This window comes from Neisseria perflava (genome assembly GCF_002863305.2).
Classification (GTDB): Bacteria; Pseudomonadota; Gammaproteobacteria; order Burkholderiales; family Neisseriaceae; genus Neisseria; species Neisseria perflava_A.
This window is the reverse complement of the sequence record NZ_CP136962.1, coordinates 775,224-795,031: the sequence shown is the minus strand read 5'-3', so window position 1 is coordinate 795,031 and position 19,808 is coordinate 775,224. Positions and strand designations below refer to the sequence as shown.

At 48.4% G+C, this 19,808-nt stretch carries 18 protein-coding genes; 11 read left to right on the top strand and 7 right to left on the bottom strand.

Translation table 11 applies throughout. The annotated features are described in order from the left end of the window. The first annotated feature begins 22 nt into the window (after positions 1-22). Positions 23-592, top strand: coding sequence for an acetate uptake transporter (locus tag CYJ98_RS03605; RefSeq protein WP_101756282.1), 570 nt, complete (start codon positions 23-25; stop codon positions 590-592). An 81-nt stretch (positions 593-673) separates the two neighbouring features. On the opposite strand, the gene yfaE is transcribed toward CYJ98_RS03605, so the two are convergent. From yfaE to nrdA, 5 genes are all read right to left on the bottom strand, one after another. Then, entirely contained in the window at positions 674-973 is a 300-nt protein-coding gene (gene yfaE, locus CYJ98_RS03600) for a class I ribonucleotide reductase maintenance protein YfaE (protein ID WP_003686421.1), read from the bottom strand. 61 nt (positions 974-1,034) lie between these two features. After that, the gene (locus CYJ98_RS03595) at positions 1,035-1,412 is read right to left on the bottom strand and encodes a DUF6979 family protein (RefSeq protein ID WP_101756281.1); all 378 of its coding nucleotides are present in this window, start codon (positions 1,410-1,412) and stop codon (positions 1,035-1,037) included. 75 nt (positions 1,413-1,487) lie between these two features. After that, positions 1,488-2,621, bottom strand: a complete 1,134-nt coding sequence (gene nrdB / locus CYJ98_RS03590) for a class Ia ribonucleoside-diphosphate reductase subunit beta (protein WP_101756280.1) — start codon at positions 2,619-2,621, stop codon at positions 1,488-1,490. A 99-nt stretch (positions 2,622-2,720) separates the two neighbouring features. Further along, complete coding sequence (locus CYJ98_RS03585) at positions 2,721-3,494, bottom strand: hypothetical protein (RefSeq protein WP_143485315.1); 774 nt, start codon at positions 3,492-3,494, stop codon at positions 2,721-2,723. Between the two features lie 70 nt (positions 3,495-3,564). Continuing rightward, positions 3,565-5,844, bottom strand: coding sequence for a class 1a ribonucleoside-diphosphate reductase subunit alpha (gene nrdA, locus CYJ98_RS03580; protein WP_101756278.1), 2,280 nt, complete (start codon positions 5,842-5,844; stop codon positions 3,565-3,567). 392 nt (positions 5,845-6,236) lie between these two features. On the opposite strand from nrdA, the gene CYJ98_RS03575 reads away from it, so the two are divergent. Beyond that, complete coding sequence (locus CYJ98_RS03575) at positions 6,237-6,569, top strand: hypothetical protein (protein ID WP_049349442.1); 333 nt, start codon at positions 6,237-6,239, stop codon at positions 6,567-6,569. Between the two features lie 51 nt (positions 6,570-6,620). Here CYJ98_RS03575 and CYJ98_RS03570 read toward each other — a convergent pair whose 3' ends face one another. Further along, complete coding sequence (locus CYJ98_RS03570) at positions 6,621-7,355, bottom strand: epoxyqueuosine reductase QueH (RefSeq protein WP_101756277.1); 735 nt, start codon at positions 7,353-7,355, stop codon at positions 6,621-6,623. Positions 7,356-7,469: 114 nt separating this feature from the next. Beyond that, on the bottom strand, positions 7,470-8,912 hold the full coding sequence (locus CYJ98_RS03565; RefSeq protein ID WP_101756276.1) for a patatin-like phospholipase family protein: 1,443 nt from the start codon (positions 8,910-8,912) through the stop codon (positions 7,470-7,472). 140 nt (positions 8,913-9,052) lie between these two features. Here CYJ98_RS03565 and recO point away from each other — a divergent pair, with 140 nt between their 5' ends. The 9 genes from recO to prpF all read left to right on the top strand — a co-directional run bounded on the left by recO (position 9,053) and on the right by prpF (position 19,614). Then, complete coding sequence (gene recO / locus CYJ98_RS03560; RefSeq protein WP_101756275.1) at positions 9,053-9,796, top strand: DNA repair protein RecO; 744 nt, start codon at positions 9,053-9,055, stop codon at positions 9,794-9,796. Between the two features lie 68 nt (positions 9,797-9,864). Further along, positions 9,865-10,593, top strand: coding sequence for a pyridoxine 5'-phosphate synthase (gene pdxJ, locus CYJ98_RS03555; RefSeq protein WP_101756274.1), 729 nt, complete (start codon positions 9,865-9,867; stop codon positions 10,591-10,593). Between the two features lie 88 nt (positions 10,594-10,681). Beyond that, positions 10,682-11,059 carry a holo-ACP synthase gene (gene acpS, locus CYJ98_RS03550; protein ID WP_003686416.1) on the top strand — a complete coding sequence of 126 codons (378 nt, stop codon included), beginning with the start codon at positions 10,682-10,684 and terminating at the stop codon, positions 11,057-11,059. A 153-nt stretch (positions 11,060-11,212) separates the two neighbouring features. Further along, on the top strand, positions 11,213-12,016 hold the full coding sequence (locus CYJ98_RS03545) for an NUDIX domain-containing protein (protein WP_180947884.1): 804 nt from the start codon (positions 11,213-11,215) through the stop codon (positions 12,014-12,016). Between the two features lies 1 nt (position 12,017). After that, complete coding sequence (locus tag CYJ98_RS03540) at positions 12,018-12,440, top strand: hypothetical protein (RefSeq protein ID WP_101756272.1); 423 nt, start codon at positions 12,018-12,020, stop codon at positions 12,438-12,440. A gap of 760 nt (positions 12,441-13,200) precedes the next feature. After that, positions 13,201-14,076, top strand: a complete 876-nt coding sequence (gene prpB, locus CYJ98_RS03535; protein ID WP_039862334.1) for a methylisocitrate lyase — start codon at positions 13,201-13,203, stop codon at positions 14,074-14,076. Positions 14,077-14,160: 84 nt separating this feature from the next. Continuing rightward, positions 14,161-15,315 carry a bifunctional 2-methylcitrate synthase/citrate synthase gene (prpC, locus tag CYJ98_RS03530; protein WP_049335196.1) on the top strand — a complete coding sequence of 385 codons (1,155 nt, stop codon included), beginning with the start codon at positions 14,161-14,163 and terminating at the stop codon, positions 15,313-15,315. Between the two features lie 405 nt (positions 15,316-15,720). After that, positions 15,721-18,327 (top strand): Fe/S-dependent 2-methylisocitrate dehydratase AcnD, encoded by a 2,607-nt coding sequence (acnD, locus tag CYJ98_RS03525; RefSeq protein ID WP_101756271.1) that lies wholly within the window; start codon positions 15,721-15,723, stop codon positions 18,325-18,327. Between the two features lie 117 nt (positions 18,328-18,444). Beyond that, positions 18,445-19,614, top strand: coding sequence for a 2-methylaconitate cis-trans isomerase PrpF (gene prpF, locus CYJ98_RS03520; protein ID WP_101756270.1), 1,170 nt, complete (start codon positions 18,445-18,447; stop codon positions 19,612-19,614). Positions 19,615-19,808 lie beyond the last annotated feature (194 nt).

The window sequence follows — 19,808 nt, the reverse complement described above, 5'->3', positions numbered from 1 at the left end:
TAATAACCAGAGGAGAAATAAAATGACTACTACTAAAGAAAACCTGGCGAACCCAGGTCCAGTAGGCCTGTGTGGCTTTGCATTGACAACTTGGTTGCTCAGTCTGATTAACGGCGGCTTTTTTACTGCTCAAGAGGGTGTCGGCTTAGTTTTGGGCATGGCTCTTGCCTTTGGTGGTATCGCCCAAGTTATTGCCGGTATGTTTGAGTTTAAGAAAGGTAATACGTTTGGCTTTACCGCTTTTATCAGCTATGGCGCATTCTGGTGGACATGGGCTTTGTTTACCATCTTTTTTAAAGGTGAAACAGCCCCGGCATTTATCGGTTGGTATCTCTGCGTATGGGGTATGTTTTCGCTGATGATGTTTGTGGCCACCTTAACCAAGCCTAAAGTATTGAGCGGTATTTTCTTTTGCTTGACACTGACTTTCTTTGCACTAGGTATTGGCGACGGCATGGAAAATCATAGCATCGTCCATATCGGCGGTTGCTTAGGCTTGGTAACTGCACTTGGTGCGTTCTACTTGGCAGCGGCAGAGGTTATCAACGAATCTTTCGGCCGTACTGTTTTGCCGATTGGCGAACGTAAATAAGCTTGACCATACAAAACAAAATGCCGTCTGAACGGTGGAAATGAAATCAAAGATTTCGGCCACAATGTTCAGACGGCATTTTTATTTGTCTTCAAATAAATCGACATCAAATAAATCCGGCTCTTTGATGCGCTCACGACAATCAAGCTTGATGTCTTCAGTAACCCGGCAGCAGCACGGCAAAATTTCTCCGGGCGCGACAAAAGCGAGTGGAAAATTATCATAAGAGACTTTCCCATCCAAGATTTTAACCCGGCATGAACCGCAATAACCGCTGCGGCATTGGTATTCAACTTCGTGTCCAGTGCGCTCCAAGCCCTCCAATAAGGTTTCGCCTTGTTGGAGTTGGAAGGTTTTGTCGTGTGTGCTAATGAGTGCCATGTGTGTTTTAGGGCATAGAGGCCGTCTGAACAATGTTTCAGACGGCCTTAAATATATAAATTCAAATAATCAAGCCTTTTTTCCACAAGGCCAAAACGACATGAAGCTGGCTGTTATATTTTTTTTCATTACCCACAATTTCGCGCCAGAAAACGGATTTTTTCTGATTTGCCCATTCGGGATCATTTTTTAAAAGGCTGACCGCTGCAACGGCATATTCTCCGTTTTTGGAATGTTTGGTTTTGACTTTTTCCGGGTTGATTCCTTTAACCAACCCCGCACGACACAATCCCAAAAATGCATTCTTTGGGCATCCTTTTTTTCTAATTGACTCCTTGATGGGAAATGATGCCGCAATCTCTGTCCAAGCTTGTTCCATATCTTCATATTTAGAATATGATTCAGCTGCTTTTACCGCAATGTCGCCATAAATCTTCATTTTTGGTTATACCTTGAGGATTGAAAAGAGATTTTCAGACGGCCGGTTACGCCCAAAGGCCGTCTGAAACGCGGTTTACAGCTCGAAATCGCCCAAATCGTCCGCGCTGACTTCCGAATCAATCTGACCGATTAAGTAAGAAGAAATTTCCACTTCCTGCGGCGCAACCTGTACATTGTCAGAAGACAGCCATGCGTTGATCCAAGGAATCGGATTTTGGGTCGCACCTTCAAATCCGGCAGGAAGGCCAACCGCCTGCATACGCAAATTGGTAATGTATTCAACGTATTGAGCCAGAATTTCTTTGTTCAGGCCAATCATGGAACCGTCTTTAAACAGATAGGCCGCCCATTCTTTTTCCTGCTCCGCCGCTTTTTTGAAGAGTTTGAAACATTCGTCCTGCAATTCGACGGCGATTTCCGCCATCTCAGGGTCGTCAACACCGGCGCGCATCAGGTTGAGCATATGCTGGGTGCTGGTCAGGTGCAGGGCTTCGTCACGGGCAATCAGTTTGATGATTTTGGCGTTGCCTTCCATCAACTCGCGCTCGGCAAAGGCGAAAGAGCAGGCGAATGAAACGTAGAAGCGGATGGCTTCCAATACGTTGACGCACATCAGGCAGAGATAGAGTTTTTTCTTCAACTCGCGCAAAGATACGGTAACAAGCTTGCCGCCGACATTGTGCGTGCCTTCACCCAAGAGATTGTAATACTGGGTGTCTTCAATTAAATCATCGTAATAGCAGGCAATATCTTCAGCGCGGGCGATGATGTATTTATTTTGCACAATATCATCGAACACGACTGACGGATCATTCACGATATTGCGGATGATATGAGTGTAGCTGCGCGAGTGGATGGTTTCGCTGAAGCTCCACGTTTCAATCCAAGTTTCCAGCTCGGGAATAGACACCAAAGGCAAGAACGCAACATTCGGGCTGCGGCCTTGGATCGAATCGAGCAGGGTTTGGTATTTCAGATTGCTGATGAAAATATGTTTTTCGTGTTCGGGCAGATTGGCGTAGTCGATACGGTCGCGCGACACGTCGATTTCTTCCGGACGCCAGAAGAAAGACAATTGTTTTTCGATCAGTTTTTCAAATACTTCGTATTTCTGCTGGTCATAACGAGCGACATTTACCGGCTGACCGAAAAACATCGGCTCTTTAAGCGCGTCGTTTTTGGTTTTGGAAAAGGTGCTGTATGACATGACTAGGTGTTCGCAGGACATGGGGAACTCTTTTTAGATTAACTTAAAATGGTAATATTAATATTGTGAAATTTATCTATTTTATCTAAAACATACTTATCAATTATTAAAATCTTTAATATTTTCAATTAATTCAAAACTCTTATTGGCTAACTCTAAAATCCCTGTAAAACAGGTAACTTTTTTTGCAATTTCTCCCATTTTAGAAAGGAGATTCTTACCAGTTTCTGTATTGCTCATGAATTCTTTATATTCATGGTTGAAATACATATGACCAACAGTATTTTCTAGAACTTCGATAATAGCTTCAGAACCAGTAATTGCATATTGATCAATGGATTCAATAAGACGCAAAAGATATTTTAGAATAGAAGACTTAACATTGTCTTCTATATTTTCAGAAATTAATATGTCCTGATATATGTTTTTTATAGAATTATTTATTTCAATTAGTTCACTTTCATCAATTTTTTTCAAAAATGAAAGTTGATTTTTTTCAAAATTAGCATTAATAATCTTAACAGAAGAATAAAGATATGAAGTCATATTTTCATCTAAATAACAAATGACATCACCCCATTGTCTATCTAACTCTACCGATTTACCAAGAAAAAACAATATGTTTCCCATCCAATTCTGACAATGTTCGATATAGTCAGGTTCATTTACTTGGAAATAGTTATTAATTTCCTCAATTAAATTTATAACTTTGCTAATCGAAAATAGAATATTATGATCACTAGCTTCATCGTTAGTTAGATTTAAAATCTCCATCCACGCACCTCTTGAAGTACGAAGTGATGGAACTCCTTTAGCTTTTTTAATAATTTTCAATAATCTTTGTGCTGGATTATCATAATAAGCATTAGACACTTTCTTCCATCCTTTGTTTTATTTTCAGACGACCTTTTAAACTCTAAAGATCGTCTGAAAATCCACCTTATCAAATCTTACAAGCCCCACCTGCGCAGCCGTCATCTTGAATATCGGCTTGCGTATCGTCCGCACCATCGCGGGTGTTATGGTAGTACAGGGTTTTGACGCCGTATTTATAGGCAGTCAGAAGGTCTTTCAGCATTTGTTTCATGGAAACTTTGCTGCCTTCAAATTTGTTCGGGTCGTAGGCAGTATTGGCAGAAATTGATTGATCGACAAATTTCTGCATTACGCCGACGAGTTTCAGGTAGCCTTCGTTGCCGGGAAGCTGCCACAGGGTTTCGTAGGCATCTTTCAGGGTTTCAAATTCTGGTACGACTTGTTTCAAAATACCGTCTTTTGATGCTTTAACACTGACCAGGCCGCGTGGAGGCTCGATGCCGTTGGTGGCGTTGGCGATTTGCGAACTGGTTTCAGACGGCATGAGTGCGGTCAGGGTAGAGTTGCGCAGGCCGTATTTGACGATGTCGGCGCGCAGGCTTTCCCAGTCGTAGTGCAAAGGCTCGCTGCACACGGCATCCAAGTCTTTTTTGTAGGTATCGATAGGCAGTTTGCCTTGCGAATAAACAGTTTGGTTAAACAGCGGGCATGCGCCGTATTCTTTGGCAAGGTTTACCGATGCTTTGAGCAGGTAATACTGCATGGCTTCAAAGGTGCGGTGGGTCAGGCCGAGCGCGGAGTCGTCGCTGTAACGTACGCCGTTTTTCGCCAAATAGTAGGCGTAGTTGATAACGCCGATGCCGAGTGTGCGGCGGTTCATGGTTGCGGTGCGTGCTGCTGCAACCGGATAGTCTTGATAATCCAACAGGGCATCAAGTGCGCGTACGGTCAAATCGGCAAGCTCTTCCAGTTCGTCCAAGTTGTTCAATGCGCCCAAGTTGAAGGCGGACAAGGTACACAAGGCAATTTCGCCGTTCGGATCATTGATGTTGTCCAGCGGTTTGGTCGGCAGGGCAATTTCCATGCACAAGTTGGACTGATGAACAGGCGCAACGTGTGGATCAAAGGGACTGTGCGTGTTGCAGTGGTCAACGTTTTGGATGTAGATACGACCGGTACCGGCGCGCTCCTGCATCAGGGTAGAGAACAATTCTGTTGCCGGCAAAGTGCGTTTGCGGATGTTTGGGTCTTGCTCGTATTGAGTGTAGAGACGCTCGAATTCGTCTTGATCGGCGAAGAAGGCATCATACAAACCTGGAACTTCATTCGGCGAGAACAGGGTAATGTTGCCGCCTTTGATCAAACGGGTGTACAGCAGGCGGTTGATTTGTACGCCGTAGTCCAGTTGGCGGATGCGGTTGTCTTCCACGCCGCGGTTGTTTTTCAATACCAACAGGCTTTCGGCTTCAATGTGCCACAATGGGTAGAACAAGGTTGCCGCGCCGCCGCGTACGCCGCCTTGCGAGCAGGACTTAACAGCCGCTTGGAACATTTTGAAGAATGGGATACAGCCGGTGTGTTGTGCTTCACCGCCACGGATTTCACTGCCCAAGCCGCGAATACGGCCGGCGTTGATGCCGATGCCTGCTCGTTGGGAAACGTATTTCACAATCGCGCTGGTGGTGGCGTTGATGGAGTCGAGGCTGTCGTCGCATTCAATCAACACGCAGCTTGAGAATTGACGGGTAGGCGTACGCACGCCGCTCATGATAGGCGTAGGCAGCGATACTTTGAATGTGGAAACGGCGTCGTAAAAGCGTTTGACGTAATCCAAACGGGTCTCTTTCGGGTATTTGCTGAAGAGACACATCGCTACCAAAATGTATAAGAACTGCGGTGTTTCATAAATTTGGCGAGTAACGCGGTTTTGAACCAGATATTTGCCTTCCAGCTGTTTCACGGCAGCATAAGAGAAGGTCATGTCGCGGCTGTGGTCGATATAGGCATTCAGCTCGTCGAATTCTTCGCGGCTGTAATCTTCGATGATGTGGCGGTCGTATTTGCCTGCCTCGGTCAGTTTTTTAACGTGATCGTAGAGGTGAGGCGGTTCGAACTCGCCGTAAGCAATTTTGCGCAGGTGGAAAATGGCGAGGCGGGCGGCCAGATATTGATAATCGGGCGTGTCTTGTGAGATCAGGTCGGCTGCGGCCTTGATGATGGTCTCATGGATGTCGTCGGTACGGATACCGTTGTAAAACTGAATATGTGATTTGAGCTCGACTTGCGATACGGAGACGTTTTGTAAGCCTTCCGCCGCCCAAGTAACAACACGGTGGATTTTGTCTAAATCGATATCTTCCAAGCGTCCGTCGCGTTTGGTTACTTTAATATTCGTTGCTGCATTCATTATTCAGTCTTCCCATTAAAAAACACAAGATACGGTATTTGATTGCTTTGAACGGCACAATATAATGTATTTTTCTTTGTTTAACTAGACTTGACAATGCGCTTTTTTCGGGGGTTGATTAAAGAGGGGAATGGCTCAGGCTAGGTTTTATGTGGGTTTGTGGCGGTCAGGCATTATTTTGTGTTTGCATCACATTTGTTCAAAAATTTTCTAGAGGCTTATGAAATAAAGAGATTTATATTTAGATTTCGTCTAAATGGAAGGTGTGTTAAATTTTGCAAAGCAAGTAGTATGATGTAGTAATTAACCACATTTTTTATCATATAAAAAATGGGCGTTTTGCCAGTGCTCAGGCGAAACATATAATGGAAAAACTATTTAGGAGAAGAATCATGTTGATGCTGAAAAATTTAGGTTCCGCACTGGCGGCGATTGCCATATTGAGTTTGGGTGCTTATTCTGCCGAGGTGGCGGCCAAGCCGCATGGCCCTCATGTGAGCAAACACCAGCCAGCGAAGAAAAACAAATTGCATCCTGCCTGCAAGCAATACCTTGAGCGCCGTGCCGCTTGGTATCGCTACAAGGGCAACAAGGCCGAGTTGAGGGAAAACCGTAAAGCGGCAAAAGCGTTCCGTGGTTTGCCTTATGCCGAGCAAAAAATCCAATGCCAAGCCGCTTATCGGGCATTTGATGATTTTGATCACGGCAAATTCCGACGCCGTTAATCGGCTGATTTGAATAAAGGCCGTCTGAATATTTCAGACGGCCTTTGATATTTATTTCTCAACGATGATTTTGTTTTCGGCTTGAGGCTCGTATTGAGTGGATTCATCACCGTAATACAACACGCCCAGCTTGATGGGGATGCGGCCTTGCGATTTGCGGTGGGCATTGGAGTCGCGCAGGGAGTAGGCGCATCCGCAGTATTCTTGTTGGTAGAAATGTTCGCGTTTGCTGATTTCAATCATGCGTGCGCTGCCGCCGCCTTTGCGCCAGTTGAAATCCCAATAAACCAAGTCATCGTACGGCTCGGCGGCGCGATGGCCGCAGCCATTAATTTGTTTCATGTCTTTCCAGCGTGAAATGCCCAGTGAGCTGGTGAAAACATGAAAGCCGTTTTCATGGGCGTATTGCGCTGCTTTTTCAAAACGCATGTCGAAACACATGGTGCAGCGGATACCGCGTTCAGGTTCAAATTCCATGCCTTTGGCTTTGGCGAACCATTCTTTACGGTCGTTTTCGTAGTCGTCGTCTTTATCGACAAAGGGGATACCGAATTTGTCCGCAAAGCGCATGTTTTCTTCTTTGCGCAACATATATTCTTTGTGCGGATGGATATTGGGGTTGTAAAAATAAATGGTGTAGTCGATGCCGCTGGCAAGCATGGCTTCCATCACTTCGCCGGAACATGGGGCGCAGCAGGAATGCAGCAGGACTTTTTTATGGCCGCCGGGCGGAACGAGAATAGGGCGGTCAATATCGGTAACGATAGGCGTGGTTTTTTCGGTCATGGTTGTATTCTGTTTTTGATATTTTTTTCAGACGGCCTTTATCTCTGAGGCCGTCTGAAGGGGTTGAAATCTATTTGTCTATTTTAACAGAGCAATACTTTATGGAACAGATTGCTACTGCTTTTCTTTTTCGTTCAATGGCTTGAATTCTTGCGCATCAGGAGGTGGGGCTGCGAAGATGATGTCTGGATTTGGGTGCGCCGCAAACTCTGCCAGCAGATTGCGATAGTCCAGCGACTGCTTCATCAGTTCGGCGGCGGCGGTGCGCAGGTTGTCCACATCTTCCGGTGGCAGATAGAAACTGGTCGGGATATTCAATACTTTTTCCCTCAACTCGGAAGGAGGGAGGTCTTTGAGGTTGAGGCTGACGAAGGAGAAGCTGATGCCGTCGGTCTGTTTGTCTTTATTCCACTGATCGACAAAGGCACGGAAACGGCGTAGGGATTCTTGCGAGTTTTGGTCAATGGGGATATTGACGATGGAGGAGACGACGTCGCGGAAACCGGGAACGGCCGCGGTTTTGTCCAAATTGCTGCTGACTTGGTTTTGCGCATTGACGTTGATGACGACGATATGGCGGATGTTGTTTTGCAGGATTTTGTTTGTCAGGATTTTTTCCGGGTACATTTCCGTCATATCCAAAAGGCTGCGCATACCCAGATTGTCGGTCAGGCCGCCGTCTATCAGGTGGATGTAGGGTCGGTTTTTCCCGTCTGCGTATTTTTGGAAGCGCTCGTAAAATTCTTTTATGGTGCGGCTTTGTTGTCTGCCTGTTTCGCTGTCGTCTGCATCTTCGATTTTGATCGGCGGCGTGTAGCTGCAGCGTCCGCCGTTGTTGTTTAGGGTAATCGGTGCAAATACCATAGGCACGGAGCTTGAAGCTGCGACGGCGCGGGCAAGTCGCAAGTCGCCCAAGTCGATACACATCGGGTCGAAATATTCCTGCGTGAAATTGAAACGCTCGCCTATGCCCATATCGGTGGCGGAAATGATGGCAAACGGGCCCTTGGCATTTTTTTCCAAATCGCGGAAAGTGGTTTTGCCGAAAAGGTAGTTTTCAAACTGCTCCTGCAACAGATCGCCGCGTCCGTATTCAGGCGAGGCCAGTCGGGGCAGATTGGACATGGAGAATGCCTGTTTGACGACTTGGCGTTGGAAGTTTTGGTGTAGGAAACGTTTATAAAACAAGGGAATGGTTTCTTCGCCCTTGAGTGCAAAATAAGCCGCCAAAACCGAGCCGCCAGATACGCCGACCACCACATCGACATTCGACATCAAAGACTGTTTTTTGCCGCCGATGGTAATCTGTTGCTTATGAAGCTGCTCCAACACGCCATAGCCTAAGGCTGCCGCGCGCGTACCGCCGCCGGAGAACATCAATACAATAAGCGTATCGTCTTCGTTGTTGCGCTGAAGTTGGCTGGTTTCAAAGCGGTAGCCGCGTTGCAGGTCGACCGTATCAATACCGGCAAGAGGCTGATATTTCACCAGCGAGCAGGCGGATAATAGGGCTGCGGAGAGTAGGGAAAGGGCGGATTTAAAAGGGAATTTCGGCATAAACACAGGAAAGTCGGTTGTTCATTCAAAACGGATTATAAAGGTTTTCAGACGGCCTTTATAGAAGGTAGACTTTCAGACGGCCTTTTTGCATCGATTTTCCGTTATAATCAACACAATCTTTATCTTTCCAAACCCTTATGGCGCAACCAAACCGCATCAACCACGAACCTGTCTTTCTGCTTGCTTCCGCCCCTTGGCGCGAGAGCAGCTTGTGGGTGGAGGCTTTCAGTCGCCGTTATGGACGGGTGGCTTTGTTGGCCAGAAGCGCGCGTAAACGACAGAGTGAATTGCGCGGCGTATTGGTGCCGTTTGTGCCGGTGAGCGCATCTTGGTATGGTTCGCAAGAGTTGAAGACCCTGCATCGCGCCGAATGGATAGGAGGTTGGCCGCAGCCGCAGGGCAGGGCTTTGTTTAGCGGATTGTATGTGAACGAGTTAATGCTGAAATTGACCGTCCGCGAAGATCCGTTGCCCGAGCTTTACGATGTTTTGGCGGAAACCATGAAAACCATTTGTTGCGAGGCCAACCACATTGCCGCTTTGCGCCGTTTTGAATGGACGCTGCTGACACGCTTGGGCTTTGCCCCCGATTTGTTCCATGACGGCAACGGTAAGGAAATCAACGGCGAAGAAACGTATTGGCTCACGCCGGAAGAGGCTGTGGTACCCTTGACCGAGGCCGACCGCTTCCATGCGCTCAATAAGGGCGTTGCCATATTGGGCGCGACTTTAATCGATTTGAGGGAAGGCAGTTTCGTTCATCAGGAAAGTCTTGGGCAGGCTTTGAAAGTAACGCGGCTTTTGATTGACAACCTTCTACCCGAGGGCATCAAGTCTCGGCAGGTTTTGCAGCAGTTGCAGCAGTTTGGCTTGGGCAGTTGAATTTTTTCAGACGGCATTTGATAGGTAAAGGCTCAGGCCGTCTGAAACCTTAATGAAAGGACATTATTATGTTGTTAGGCGTAAACATCGACCATATTGCCACCGTCCGCAATGCGCGCGGTACGATTTATCCCAGCCCTGTCGAAGCGGCGCTGATTGCAGAAACCCACGGCGCAGATTTGATTACCATGCACTTGCGTGAAGACCGCCGCCATATTAAAGATGCGGACGTGTTTGCCGTTAAAAACGCCATCCGCACGCGCCTGAATTTGGAAATGGCGCTGACGGAAGAAATGCTGGAAAACGCGCTCAACGTCATGCCGGAAGATGTGTGCCTCGTGCCTGAAAAACGTCAAGAAGTAACCACCGAAGGCGGTTTGGACGTATTGGCGCAACAGGATAAAGTGGCCGAGTTTACTAAAATCTTGACCGACGCAGGCATCCGCGTGTCCTTGTTTATCGATGCCGACAACGCGCAAATCCAAGCCGCTTATGATGTCGGCGCACCCGTTATTGAGTTGCACACCGGTGCGTATGCCGATGCGCACAGCCACACCGAGCAAATGAAACAATTCGAGCGGATTCAAAACGGCGCGCATTACGCCAGCGATTTGGGTTTGGTCGTCAATGCCGGACACGGCCTGACCATTCACAACGTTACGCCGATTGCTCAAATCCTCGCCATCCGCGAACTGAACATCGGCCATTCGCTGATTTCCCAAGCACTCTTCCTCGGCCTGCCTGAAGCAGTCCGCCAAATGAAGGAAGTCATGTTCAGAGCCAGAATGCTGCCTTAACGGCATCAGCCATACCGGCTAAAGCGGTTTGCTTTGGCCGGTATTCACACTTTCAGACGGCCTGACTATTTAAACAAGGAGCAGACCCATGATTTACGGAATCGGTACAGACATTGTTTCCCTCAAACGCATTATCCGCCTGAACAAAAAATTCGGACTGGCATTTGCGCAACGCATTCTCAGCCCGGAAGAGCTGTTGGAGTTTCCGCAGGCAGGCAAACCGGTCAACTATCTTGCCAAACGCTTTGCCGCCAAAGAGGCTTTTGCCAAAGCCGTCGGTACGGGCATACGCGGCGTAGTGTCTTTCCGCAATATCGGTGTCGGACATGACGCATTAGGCAAACCTGAGTTATTTTTTGCACCGGCTTTGACCAAATGGTTGGAAGAGCAGGGTATCCGAAGTTGCCATCTCAGTATGAGCGATGAAGAGGATACCGTTATGGCTTTTGTCATTGCGGAAAAATAAGGCCGGATTTAAGTAGTCTGAAATAGAAAATCCTTTTCAGACGGCCTGAAGGGTTAGGTATTTGTTGAAGGTCGGGCGTATAGGCCCGACATCGTTTTTGTACGTATAAATTGGCAGGTATCACTGCCTGCCGCATATAAGAATAATCTCATGATGACTGAAGACACACGTCCATTGGTGCAAGTGGTTGCCGGAATTTTACTCGACCAAAACGGCCGCTACCTGCTCAGTTCCCGCCCAGAGGGCAAACCGTATGCCGGTTATTGGGAATTTGCAGGCGGCAAAGTCGAAGCGGGCGAAACCAACTTCCAAGCCTTGCAGCGCGAGTTTGAAGAAGAACTCGGCATCCGTATCCTTGCCGCTACGCCGTGGCTGACCAAAGTCCATTCCTACGAACACGCACATGTACGCCTGCATTTTTTATGGGTGGAAGCTGACCAATGGACGGGAGAAATCCAATCGAGGGAAGGGCAGAAATGGGCATGGCAAAAGGCAGGGGATTTTACCGTTGCGCCGATGTTGCCTGCCAATAGCGCATTATTACGTTCCCTCTCTATTCCGCGCCAGCTTCAAGGCCGTCTGAAAAGCGGCTTGAGCGGTCAAAACAGCATGGGCGAATATCATGTTGTGCCGTATATGTCGGCTCAGCATCAAACCGCATCTGCCGTATTGCTGGATTTTGCCGATTGGCAACAAGGCGAACCGATAGAAGCGCCCAGCGTGTGGCCAATCATTGAAAACGCCGAACAATGGCAGCAGGTGCAAAATGCCGATGCTGTCGTTTGGAAAGTGGCGAATGAAGCGGCAGCCAAGCAAGTTGTCGATATTTTGGCACAAGGCGTGGCGATGCCGCTGATTGTGGCGGCTCCGGAAAGCATGGTCTCCATTTATCGCGAACAGTGGCAGAGCATGGGTGCGCATGCCGTTTTGACCGATAATGACATTGAGGCCGTCTGAAATGAGTAAAAATCAAAAACTACTGATTGCCGCTGTTTTACTGATTGTGTTTGCGGCGGCCAAACTGCTGCTTTTGGATTGGTGGCAGCGGCAACAGATAAAAGCGAATGTAGTCGAATGTAATTTAATACAAGGCTGCGTCCTGCCTGACGGTTCAAAAGTGCGTGCGACCTCTATCAATACGCACGAGCCGTTTGATATTGTGGTGGAGAATGTGCCGAAGAATACGGGCGCGGTCAGTATCAGTTTCAGTATGAAAAACATGGATATGGGTTTCAACCGCTATAACCTGACGCAACAATCGCCACAAAGTTGGCAGGCTGCGCAAATCCGTTTGCCGTTTTGCGTCGAAGGCCGCCATGATTACACTGCCGACATTACTATTGGCAAACAAACTTTTCAGACGGCATTTAGTGCAGAGTAGTCATCATGCAAAGGCCGTCTGAAAATTTAAAGGCAAAAATTTTAATTTTTTCAGACGTATATTTAAAAGTTCTTTATAAATGAATCAATTATAAATTATTTTTAGACAGATTGTTTACAATCATTCTGACTATAAGCCAAAAGAATAAAACGGACAGAAGCTAGGCCACATAAGGATTTGATGTGGTGCTGCCTGTCCGTTTTTTACATTTGTTGCAAAAAAATCGTTTATTAATAACTGAATTTTTTATAATTTTTTTGAAAAAAGTGTTTGACAAGACCGGTTTTATTTTTTAAATTTGTTTCCATAAATAAAAACTACATCGCACTACAAAGGAACATCATCATGAATCTGTATCAAACCACTCTCTCTTGTTATAGATTTTCCCCTCTCTCCGCCGATCCCGTCGTCGTCTGCTTATTGCCAGTCGCGGCGGTCTGAAGGCTCTCAACCCGAATCCAGTTTCCGCATTCCTTCAAACACTTCGGGTTTTAAAACTTCTTTCCCCTGTTGCATTCATATACTGATTAATAATATTTAAAAAACAAACGCCTCCGCTTCAGCCTTATTATATTTATTGGTTTTGATAACTATTTGTTTTTATTAATTTTAAATTTTTAGATGGTTGATAATGGAAATTTTATAGGCCGTCTGAAAACAGTTTTTAGAACGATTGTTTCTTTTTAAACGGTTCGTTTCAAGTTGTGAAAAACTGAGCCGTCCGATTAATACTGAAAAAAGTCTATAAAGGAGAAATATGATGAGTCAACACTCTGCCGGAGCGCGTTTCCGCCAAGCCGTGAAAGAATCAAATCCTCTTGCCGTAGTCGGTTGCGTCAATGCTTATTTTGCACGATTGGCTACCCAAAGCGGTTTCAAAGCAATCTATCTGTCTGGCGGCGGCGTGGCAGCCTGCTCTTGCGGTATCCCTGATTTGGGCATTACCACAATGGAAGATGTGCTGATCGACGCGCGACGCATTACGGACAATGTAGATACCCCTTTGCTGGTGGACATCGATGTAGGTTGGGGCGGTGCATTCAATATTGCCCGTACTATTCGTAACTTTGAACGCGCTGGTGTTGCAGCGGTTCACATCGAAGATCAGGTAGCGCAAAAACGCTGCGGCCACCGTCCGAACAAAGCCATCGTTTCTAAAGATGAAATGGTCGACCGTATCAAAGCTGCCGTAGATGCCCGCGTTGATGAGAACTTCGTGATTATGGCGCGTACCGATGCGCTGGCGGTAGAAGGTTTGGATGCCGCTATTGAACGCGCCCAAGCTTGTGTCGAAGCCGGTGCGGACATGATTTTCCCTGAAGCCATGACCGATTTGAAAATGTACCGCCAATTTGCAGATGCAGTGAAAGTACCTGTATTGGCCAACATTACTGAGTTTGGTTCCACTCCGCTTTATACCCAAAGCGAGCTGGCTGAAAACGGCGTGTCGCTGGTACTGTATCCGCTGTCATCGTTCCGCGCAGCAAGCAAAGCCGCTCTGAATGTTTATGAAGCGATTATGCGCGATGGCACTCAGGCCGCAGTGGTTGACAGTATGCAAACCCGTGCCGAGCTGTACGAGCATCTGAACTATCATGCCTTCGAGCAAAAACTGGATAAATTGTTTCAAAAATAAGTAACCGCTTTCAGACGGCCTTTCAACAAATCCGCATCGGCCGTCTGAAAAATAAAACCCATAAAAATACAAAGGAGAAATACCATGACTGCAACTACTCAAACCCCGACTTTCAAACCTAAAAAATCCGTTGCGCTTTCTGGCGTTGCGGCCGGTAATACCGAATTGTGTACCGTTGGCCGTACCGGCAACGATTTGAGCTATCGCGGTTACGACATTCTGGATTTGGCACAAAAATGCGAGTTTGAAGAAGTCGCCCACCTGCTGATTCACGGCCATCTGCCCAATAAATTCGAGCTGGCTGCTTATAAAACCAAACTCAAATCTATGCGCGGCCTGCCTATCCGTGTGATCAAAGTTTTGGAAAGCCTGCCTGCACATACCCATCCGATGGACGTGATGCGTACCGGTGTATCCATGCTGGGTTGCGTTCATCCTGAACGTGAAAGCCATCCGGAAAGTGAAGCGCGCGACATCGCCGACAAACTGATCGCCAGCCTCGGCAGCATCCTCTTGTACTGGTATCAATATTCGCACAACGGCAAACGCATTGAAGTTGAAAGCGACGAAGAGACCATTGGCGGTCATTTCCTGCACCTGTTGCACGGCAAACGCCCAAGCGAATCACACATCAAAGCCATGCACGTTTCACTGATTCTGTATGCCGAACACGAGTTCAACGCTTCTACCTTCACCGCCCGCGTGATTGCCGGTACAGGCTCTGATATGTACTCCTGCATTACCGGTGCAATCGGCGCGTTGAAAGGCCCGAAACACGGCGGCGCGAACGAAGTGGCTTACGATATTCAAAAACGCTACCGCAATGCCGACGAAGCCGAAGCCGACATCCGCGAACGCATCGGCCGCAAAGAAATCGTGATCGGTTTCGGTCATCCGGTGTACACCATCTCCGACCCTCGCAACGTTGTCATTAAAGAAGTGGCACGCGGTTTGAGCAAAGAAACCGGCGATATGCGCCTCTTTGACATTGCCGAACGTTTGGAAAGCGTGATGTGGGAAGAGAAAAAAATGTTCCCGAATCTGGACTGGTTCTCTGCCGTTTCCTACCAAAAATTGGGCGTACCGACCGCTATGTTCACACCGCTGTTCGTAATTTCCCGTACAACCGGTTGGAGCGCACACGTTCTCGAGCAACGCAAAGACGGCAAAATCATCCGTCCGAGCGCAAACTACACAGGCCCTGAAGATTTGGCATTCGTGGAGATTGAAAACCGCTAATACGCGTAACAGCAGGGTGGGCCGCCAGCCCGCCCCATCTCGAAATGCCGTTTGAAAATAATGAATAAATTAAGTTTTCGTTTTTCGACGGCCTAGTGCAGTATGCGAGAGAGAGAGAGCCGGCCGTTTGGAAAACATGCTGCTCTGCTGTCGTCATTCCCATACAGGCAGAAATTCAAAAGTTGAAATGTTCTGCTGTAAAGAGTGCTGAAAGATTTAAGTTTGGATTTCCGTCTATACGGGAATGATGGTAGCGGAGCAGCAATTTTTTTTCATACCGCGAATAGATTTCAGACAACAAGCAATAAAACAGAATTCATGGTTTCAGACGGCCTCAAGGTCCGAATCAACAGGCCGTCTGAAACTCCAAAACCAAAAAAAAAGAATAGATTTAGGAGAACCGACATGACTGCCAACCAACGCTACCGCAAAGCTTTGCCCGGTACGGATTTGGAATATTACGACGCGCGTCAGGCGTGTGAAGATATCAAACCAGGCTCTTACGACAAGCTGCCTTATACGAGTCGCATCTTGGCTGAGAACTTGGTCAACCGCGCAGACAAAGTCGACCTGCCTACGCTGCAAAGCTGGCTGGGTCAGCTGATTGAGGGAAAACAGGAAATCGACTTCCCTTGGTATCCGGCGCGCGTGGTGTGTCACGATATTCTGGGTCAGACAGCGTTGGTGGATTTGGCAGGCCTGCGCGATGCGATTGCCGAAAAAGGCGGCGATCCTTCCAAAGTGAATCCGGTAGTGCAAACCCAGCTCATCGTCGACCACTCTCTGGCCGTTGAATGCGGCGGTTACGATCCCGATGCTTTCCGCAAAAACCGCGAAATCGAAGACAGACGTAACGAAGACCGTTTCCACTTCATCAACTGGACAAAAACCGCATTTGAAAATGTGGACGTGATTCCGGCGGGCAACGGCATTATGCACCAAATCAACTTGGAAAAAATGTCGCCGGTTGTCCAAGTCAAAAACGGCGTAGCATTCCCTGATACCTGCGTCGGTACAGACTCACACACGCCGCACGTCGATTCATTGGGCGTGATTTCCGTAGGCGTGGGCGGTTTGGAAGCCGAAACCGTGATGTTGGGACGTGCCTCCATGATGCGTCTGCCTGATATTGTCGGCGTTGAGCTGACCGGTAAACGCCAGCCGGGTATTACTGCCACCGACATCGTGTTGGCACTGACTGAATTTTTGCGTAAAGAGCGCGTGGTTGGCGCATTTGTCGAATTTTTCGGTGAGGGCGCAAGAAGCCTGTCTATCGGCGACCGTGCCACTATTTCCAACATGACTCCTGAGTTCGGCGCGACTGCCGCGATGTTCGCTATTGATGAGCAAACCATTGATTATTTGAAACTGACCGGCCGCGACGATGCACAAGTGAAATTGGTGGAAACCTACGCCAAAACTGCAGGCTTGTGGGCAGATGCTTTGAAAACCGCCGTTTATCCTCGCGTATTGAAATTTGATTTGAGCAGCGTAACGCGCAACATGGCAGGCCCAAGTAACCCGCATGCCCGTTTTGCGACCGCCGATTTGGCCAGCAAAGGCTTGGCTAAACCTTACGAAGAGCCTTCAGACGGCCAAATGCCAGACGGTGCAGTGATTATTGCCGCGATTACTTCATGTACCAATACTTCCAATCCACGCAACGTTGTCGCCGCCGCGCTGTTGGCACGCAATGCCAACCGCCTCGGTTTGAAACGCAAACCGTGGGTGAAATCTTCGTTTGCCCCAGGTTCAAAAGTAGCCGAAATCTATTTGAAAGAAGCAGGCTTGCTGCCTGAAATGGAAAAACTCGGCTTCGGTATCGTTGCCTTCGCATGTACCACCTGTAACGGCATGAGCGGCGCGCTGGATCCGAAAATCCAGAAAGAAATCATCGATCGCGATTTGTACGCCACCGCCGTATTGTCAGGCAACCGCAACTTCGACGGCCGTATCCATCCGTATGCGAAACAGGCTTTCCTCGCTTCGCCTCCGTTGGTCGTTGCCTACGCGCTGGCAGGCAGCATCCGTTTTGATATTGAAAACGACGTACTCGGCGTTGCAGACGGTAAAGAAATCCGCCTGAAAGACATCTGGCCTACTGACGAAGAAATCGATGCCATCGTTGCCGAATATGTGAAACCGCAACAATTCCGCGACGTTTATATCCCAATGTTTGACACCGACACAGCGCAAAAAGCACCAAGCCCGCTGTACGACTGGCGTCCAATGTCCACCTATATCCGCCGCCCACCTTACTGGGAAGGCGCACTGGCAGGGGAACGCACATTAAGAGGTATGCGTCCGCTGGCGATTTTGCCCGACAACATCACCACCGACCACCTCTCGCCGTCCAATGCGATTTTGGCCAGCAGTGCCGCAGGCGAATATTTGGCGAAAATGGGTTTGCCTGAAGAAGACTTCAACTCTTACGCAACCCACCGCGGCGACCACTTGACCGCCCAACGCGCAACCTTCGCCAATCCGAAACTGTTTAACGAAATGGTGAGAAACGAAGACGGCAGCGTACGCCAAGGTTCTCTGGCACGCGTTGAACCCGAAGGCCAAACCATGCGCATGTGGGAAGCCATCGAAACCTATATGAACCGCAAACAGCCGCTCATCATCATCGCCGGTGCGGACTACGGTCAAGGCTCAAGCCGCGACTGGGCTGCAAAAGGCGTACGTCTCGCCGGCGTGGAAGCGATTGTTGCCGAAGGCTTCGAGCGTATCCACCGCACCAACTTGATCGGTATGGGCGTGTTGCCGCTGCAGTTCAAACCGGGTACCAACCGCCACACCCTGCAACTGGACGGTACGGAAACCTACGACGTTGTCGGCGAACGCACACCGCGCTGCGACCTGACCCTCGTGATTCACCGTAAAAACGGCGAAACCGTCAAAGTTCCGGTTACCTGTCGCCTCGATACTGCAGAAGAAGTGTTGGTATATGAAGCCGGTGGCGTGTTGCAACGTTTCGCACAAGACTTCTTAGAAGGAAATGCAGCGTAAGGTAAATCGGGTATCTTCAAAATGCCCAAGTTACGCTAAAAAAGGTTTTCAGACGGCCTCGAATGTTTGAGAGGCCGTCTGAAAAAACCATACTAGAAATACAAAGGAGAACTCGAAATGCCGCAAATTAAAATTCCAGCCGTTTACTACCGCGGCGGTACATCTAAAGGCATTTTTTTCAAACGCACCGATCTGCCGGCCGCTGCGCAGGAAGCAGGCGAGGCGCGCGACAAAATTCTCTTGCGCGTACTCGGCAGCCCCGACCCTTACGGCAAACAGATTGACGGCTTGGGCAATGCCAGTTCGTCCACCAGCAAAGCCGTGATTTTGGATAAATCCGAACGCGTCGATCACGATGTCGATTATTTGTTCGGACAAGTTTCCATCGACAAACCTTTTGTCGATTGGAGTGGCAACTGCGGCAATCTGACCGCCGCCGTGGGCGCATTTGCCATCGAACAAGGCTTGGTCGACAAATCCAAAATCCCTTCAGACGGCCTGTGTACCGTCAAAATTTGGCAGAAAAACATCGGCAAAACCATTATTGCCCATGTACCGATGCAAAACGGCGCAGTTTTGGAAACAGGCGATTTTGAGCTTGACGGCGTAACGTTCCCGGCAGCCGAAGTACAAATCGAATTTCTTGATCCGGCCGACGGAGAAGGCAGTATGTTCCCAACCGGCAATTTAGTCGATGAAATTGATGTGCCGAATATAGGCCGTCTGAAAGCCACGCTTATCAATGCTGGGATTCCAACCATTTTCCTGAATGCTGCAGATTTGGGCTACACAGGCAAAGAGTTGCAAGACGACATCAACAACGATGCCGCCGCTCTGGAAAAATTTGAAACCATCCGCGCGTATGGTGCGCTGAAAATGGGCTTGATCAGCGACGTATCCGAAGCTGCCACTCGCGCCCATACTCCGAAAGTCGCTTTTGTCGCTCCTGCGGCCGATTACACCGCTTCAAGTGACAAAACCGTCCAAGCTACCGACATCGATTTATTGGTACGCGCACTGAGCATGGGCAAATTGCACCATGCCATGATGGGTACCGCTTCAGTTGCCATCGCTACCGCCGCCGCCGTGCCGGGAACGCTGGTCAACCTTGCAGCCGGAGGCGGAGCGCGTAAAGAAGTCCGCTTCGGTCATCCGTCAGGCACACTACGTGTTGGTGCAGCCGCCGAATGTCAGGATGGACAATGGACGGCCACCAAAGCAGTTATGAGCCGTAGCGCACGCGTGATTATGGAAGGACAAGTCCGAGTGCCGGAAGATTGCTTTTAAGTTTTCAGACAGCCACGCTATGAAACAAGGCCGTCTGAAAACCAAATAAGCAGATTTTAGTCGGGTAGCGATACCTGCAATGGAGATTAGGGTTGGGCATAAAGCCTGACTAAACACCAAACCAAAGGCAATCTGGAAAGCTCTCAAATGTTTTTGCTTTTTTCAGACGGCCTGAAGCCAAAAAAACAATCAAA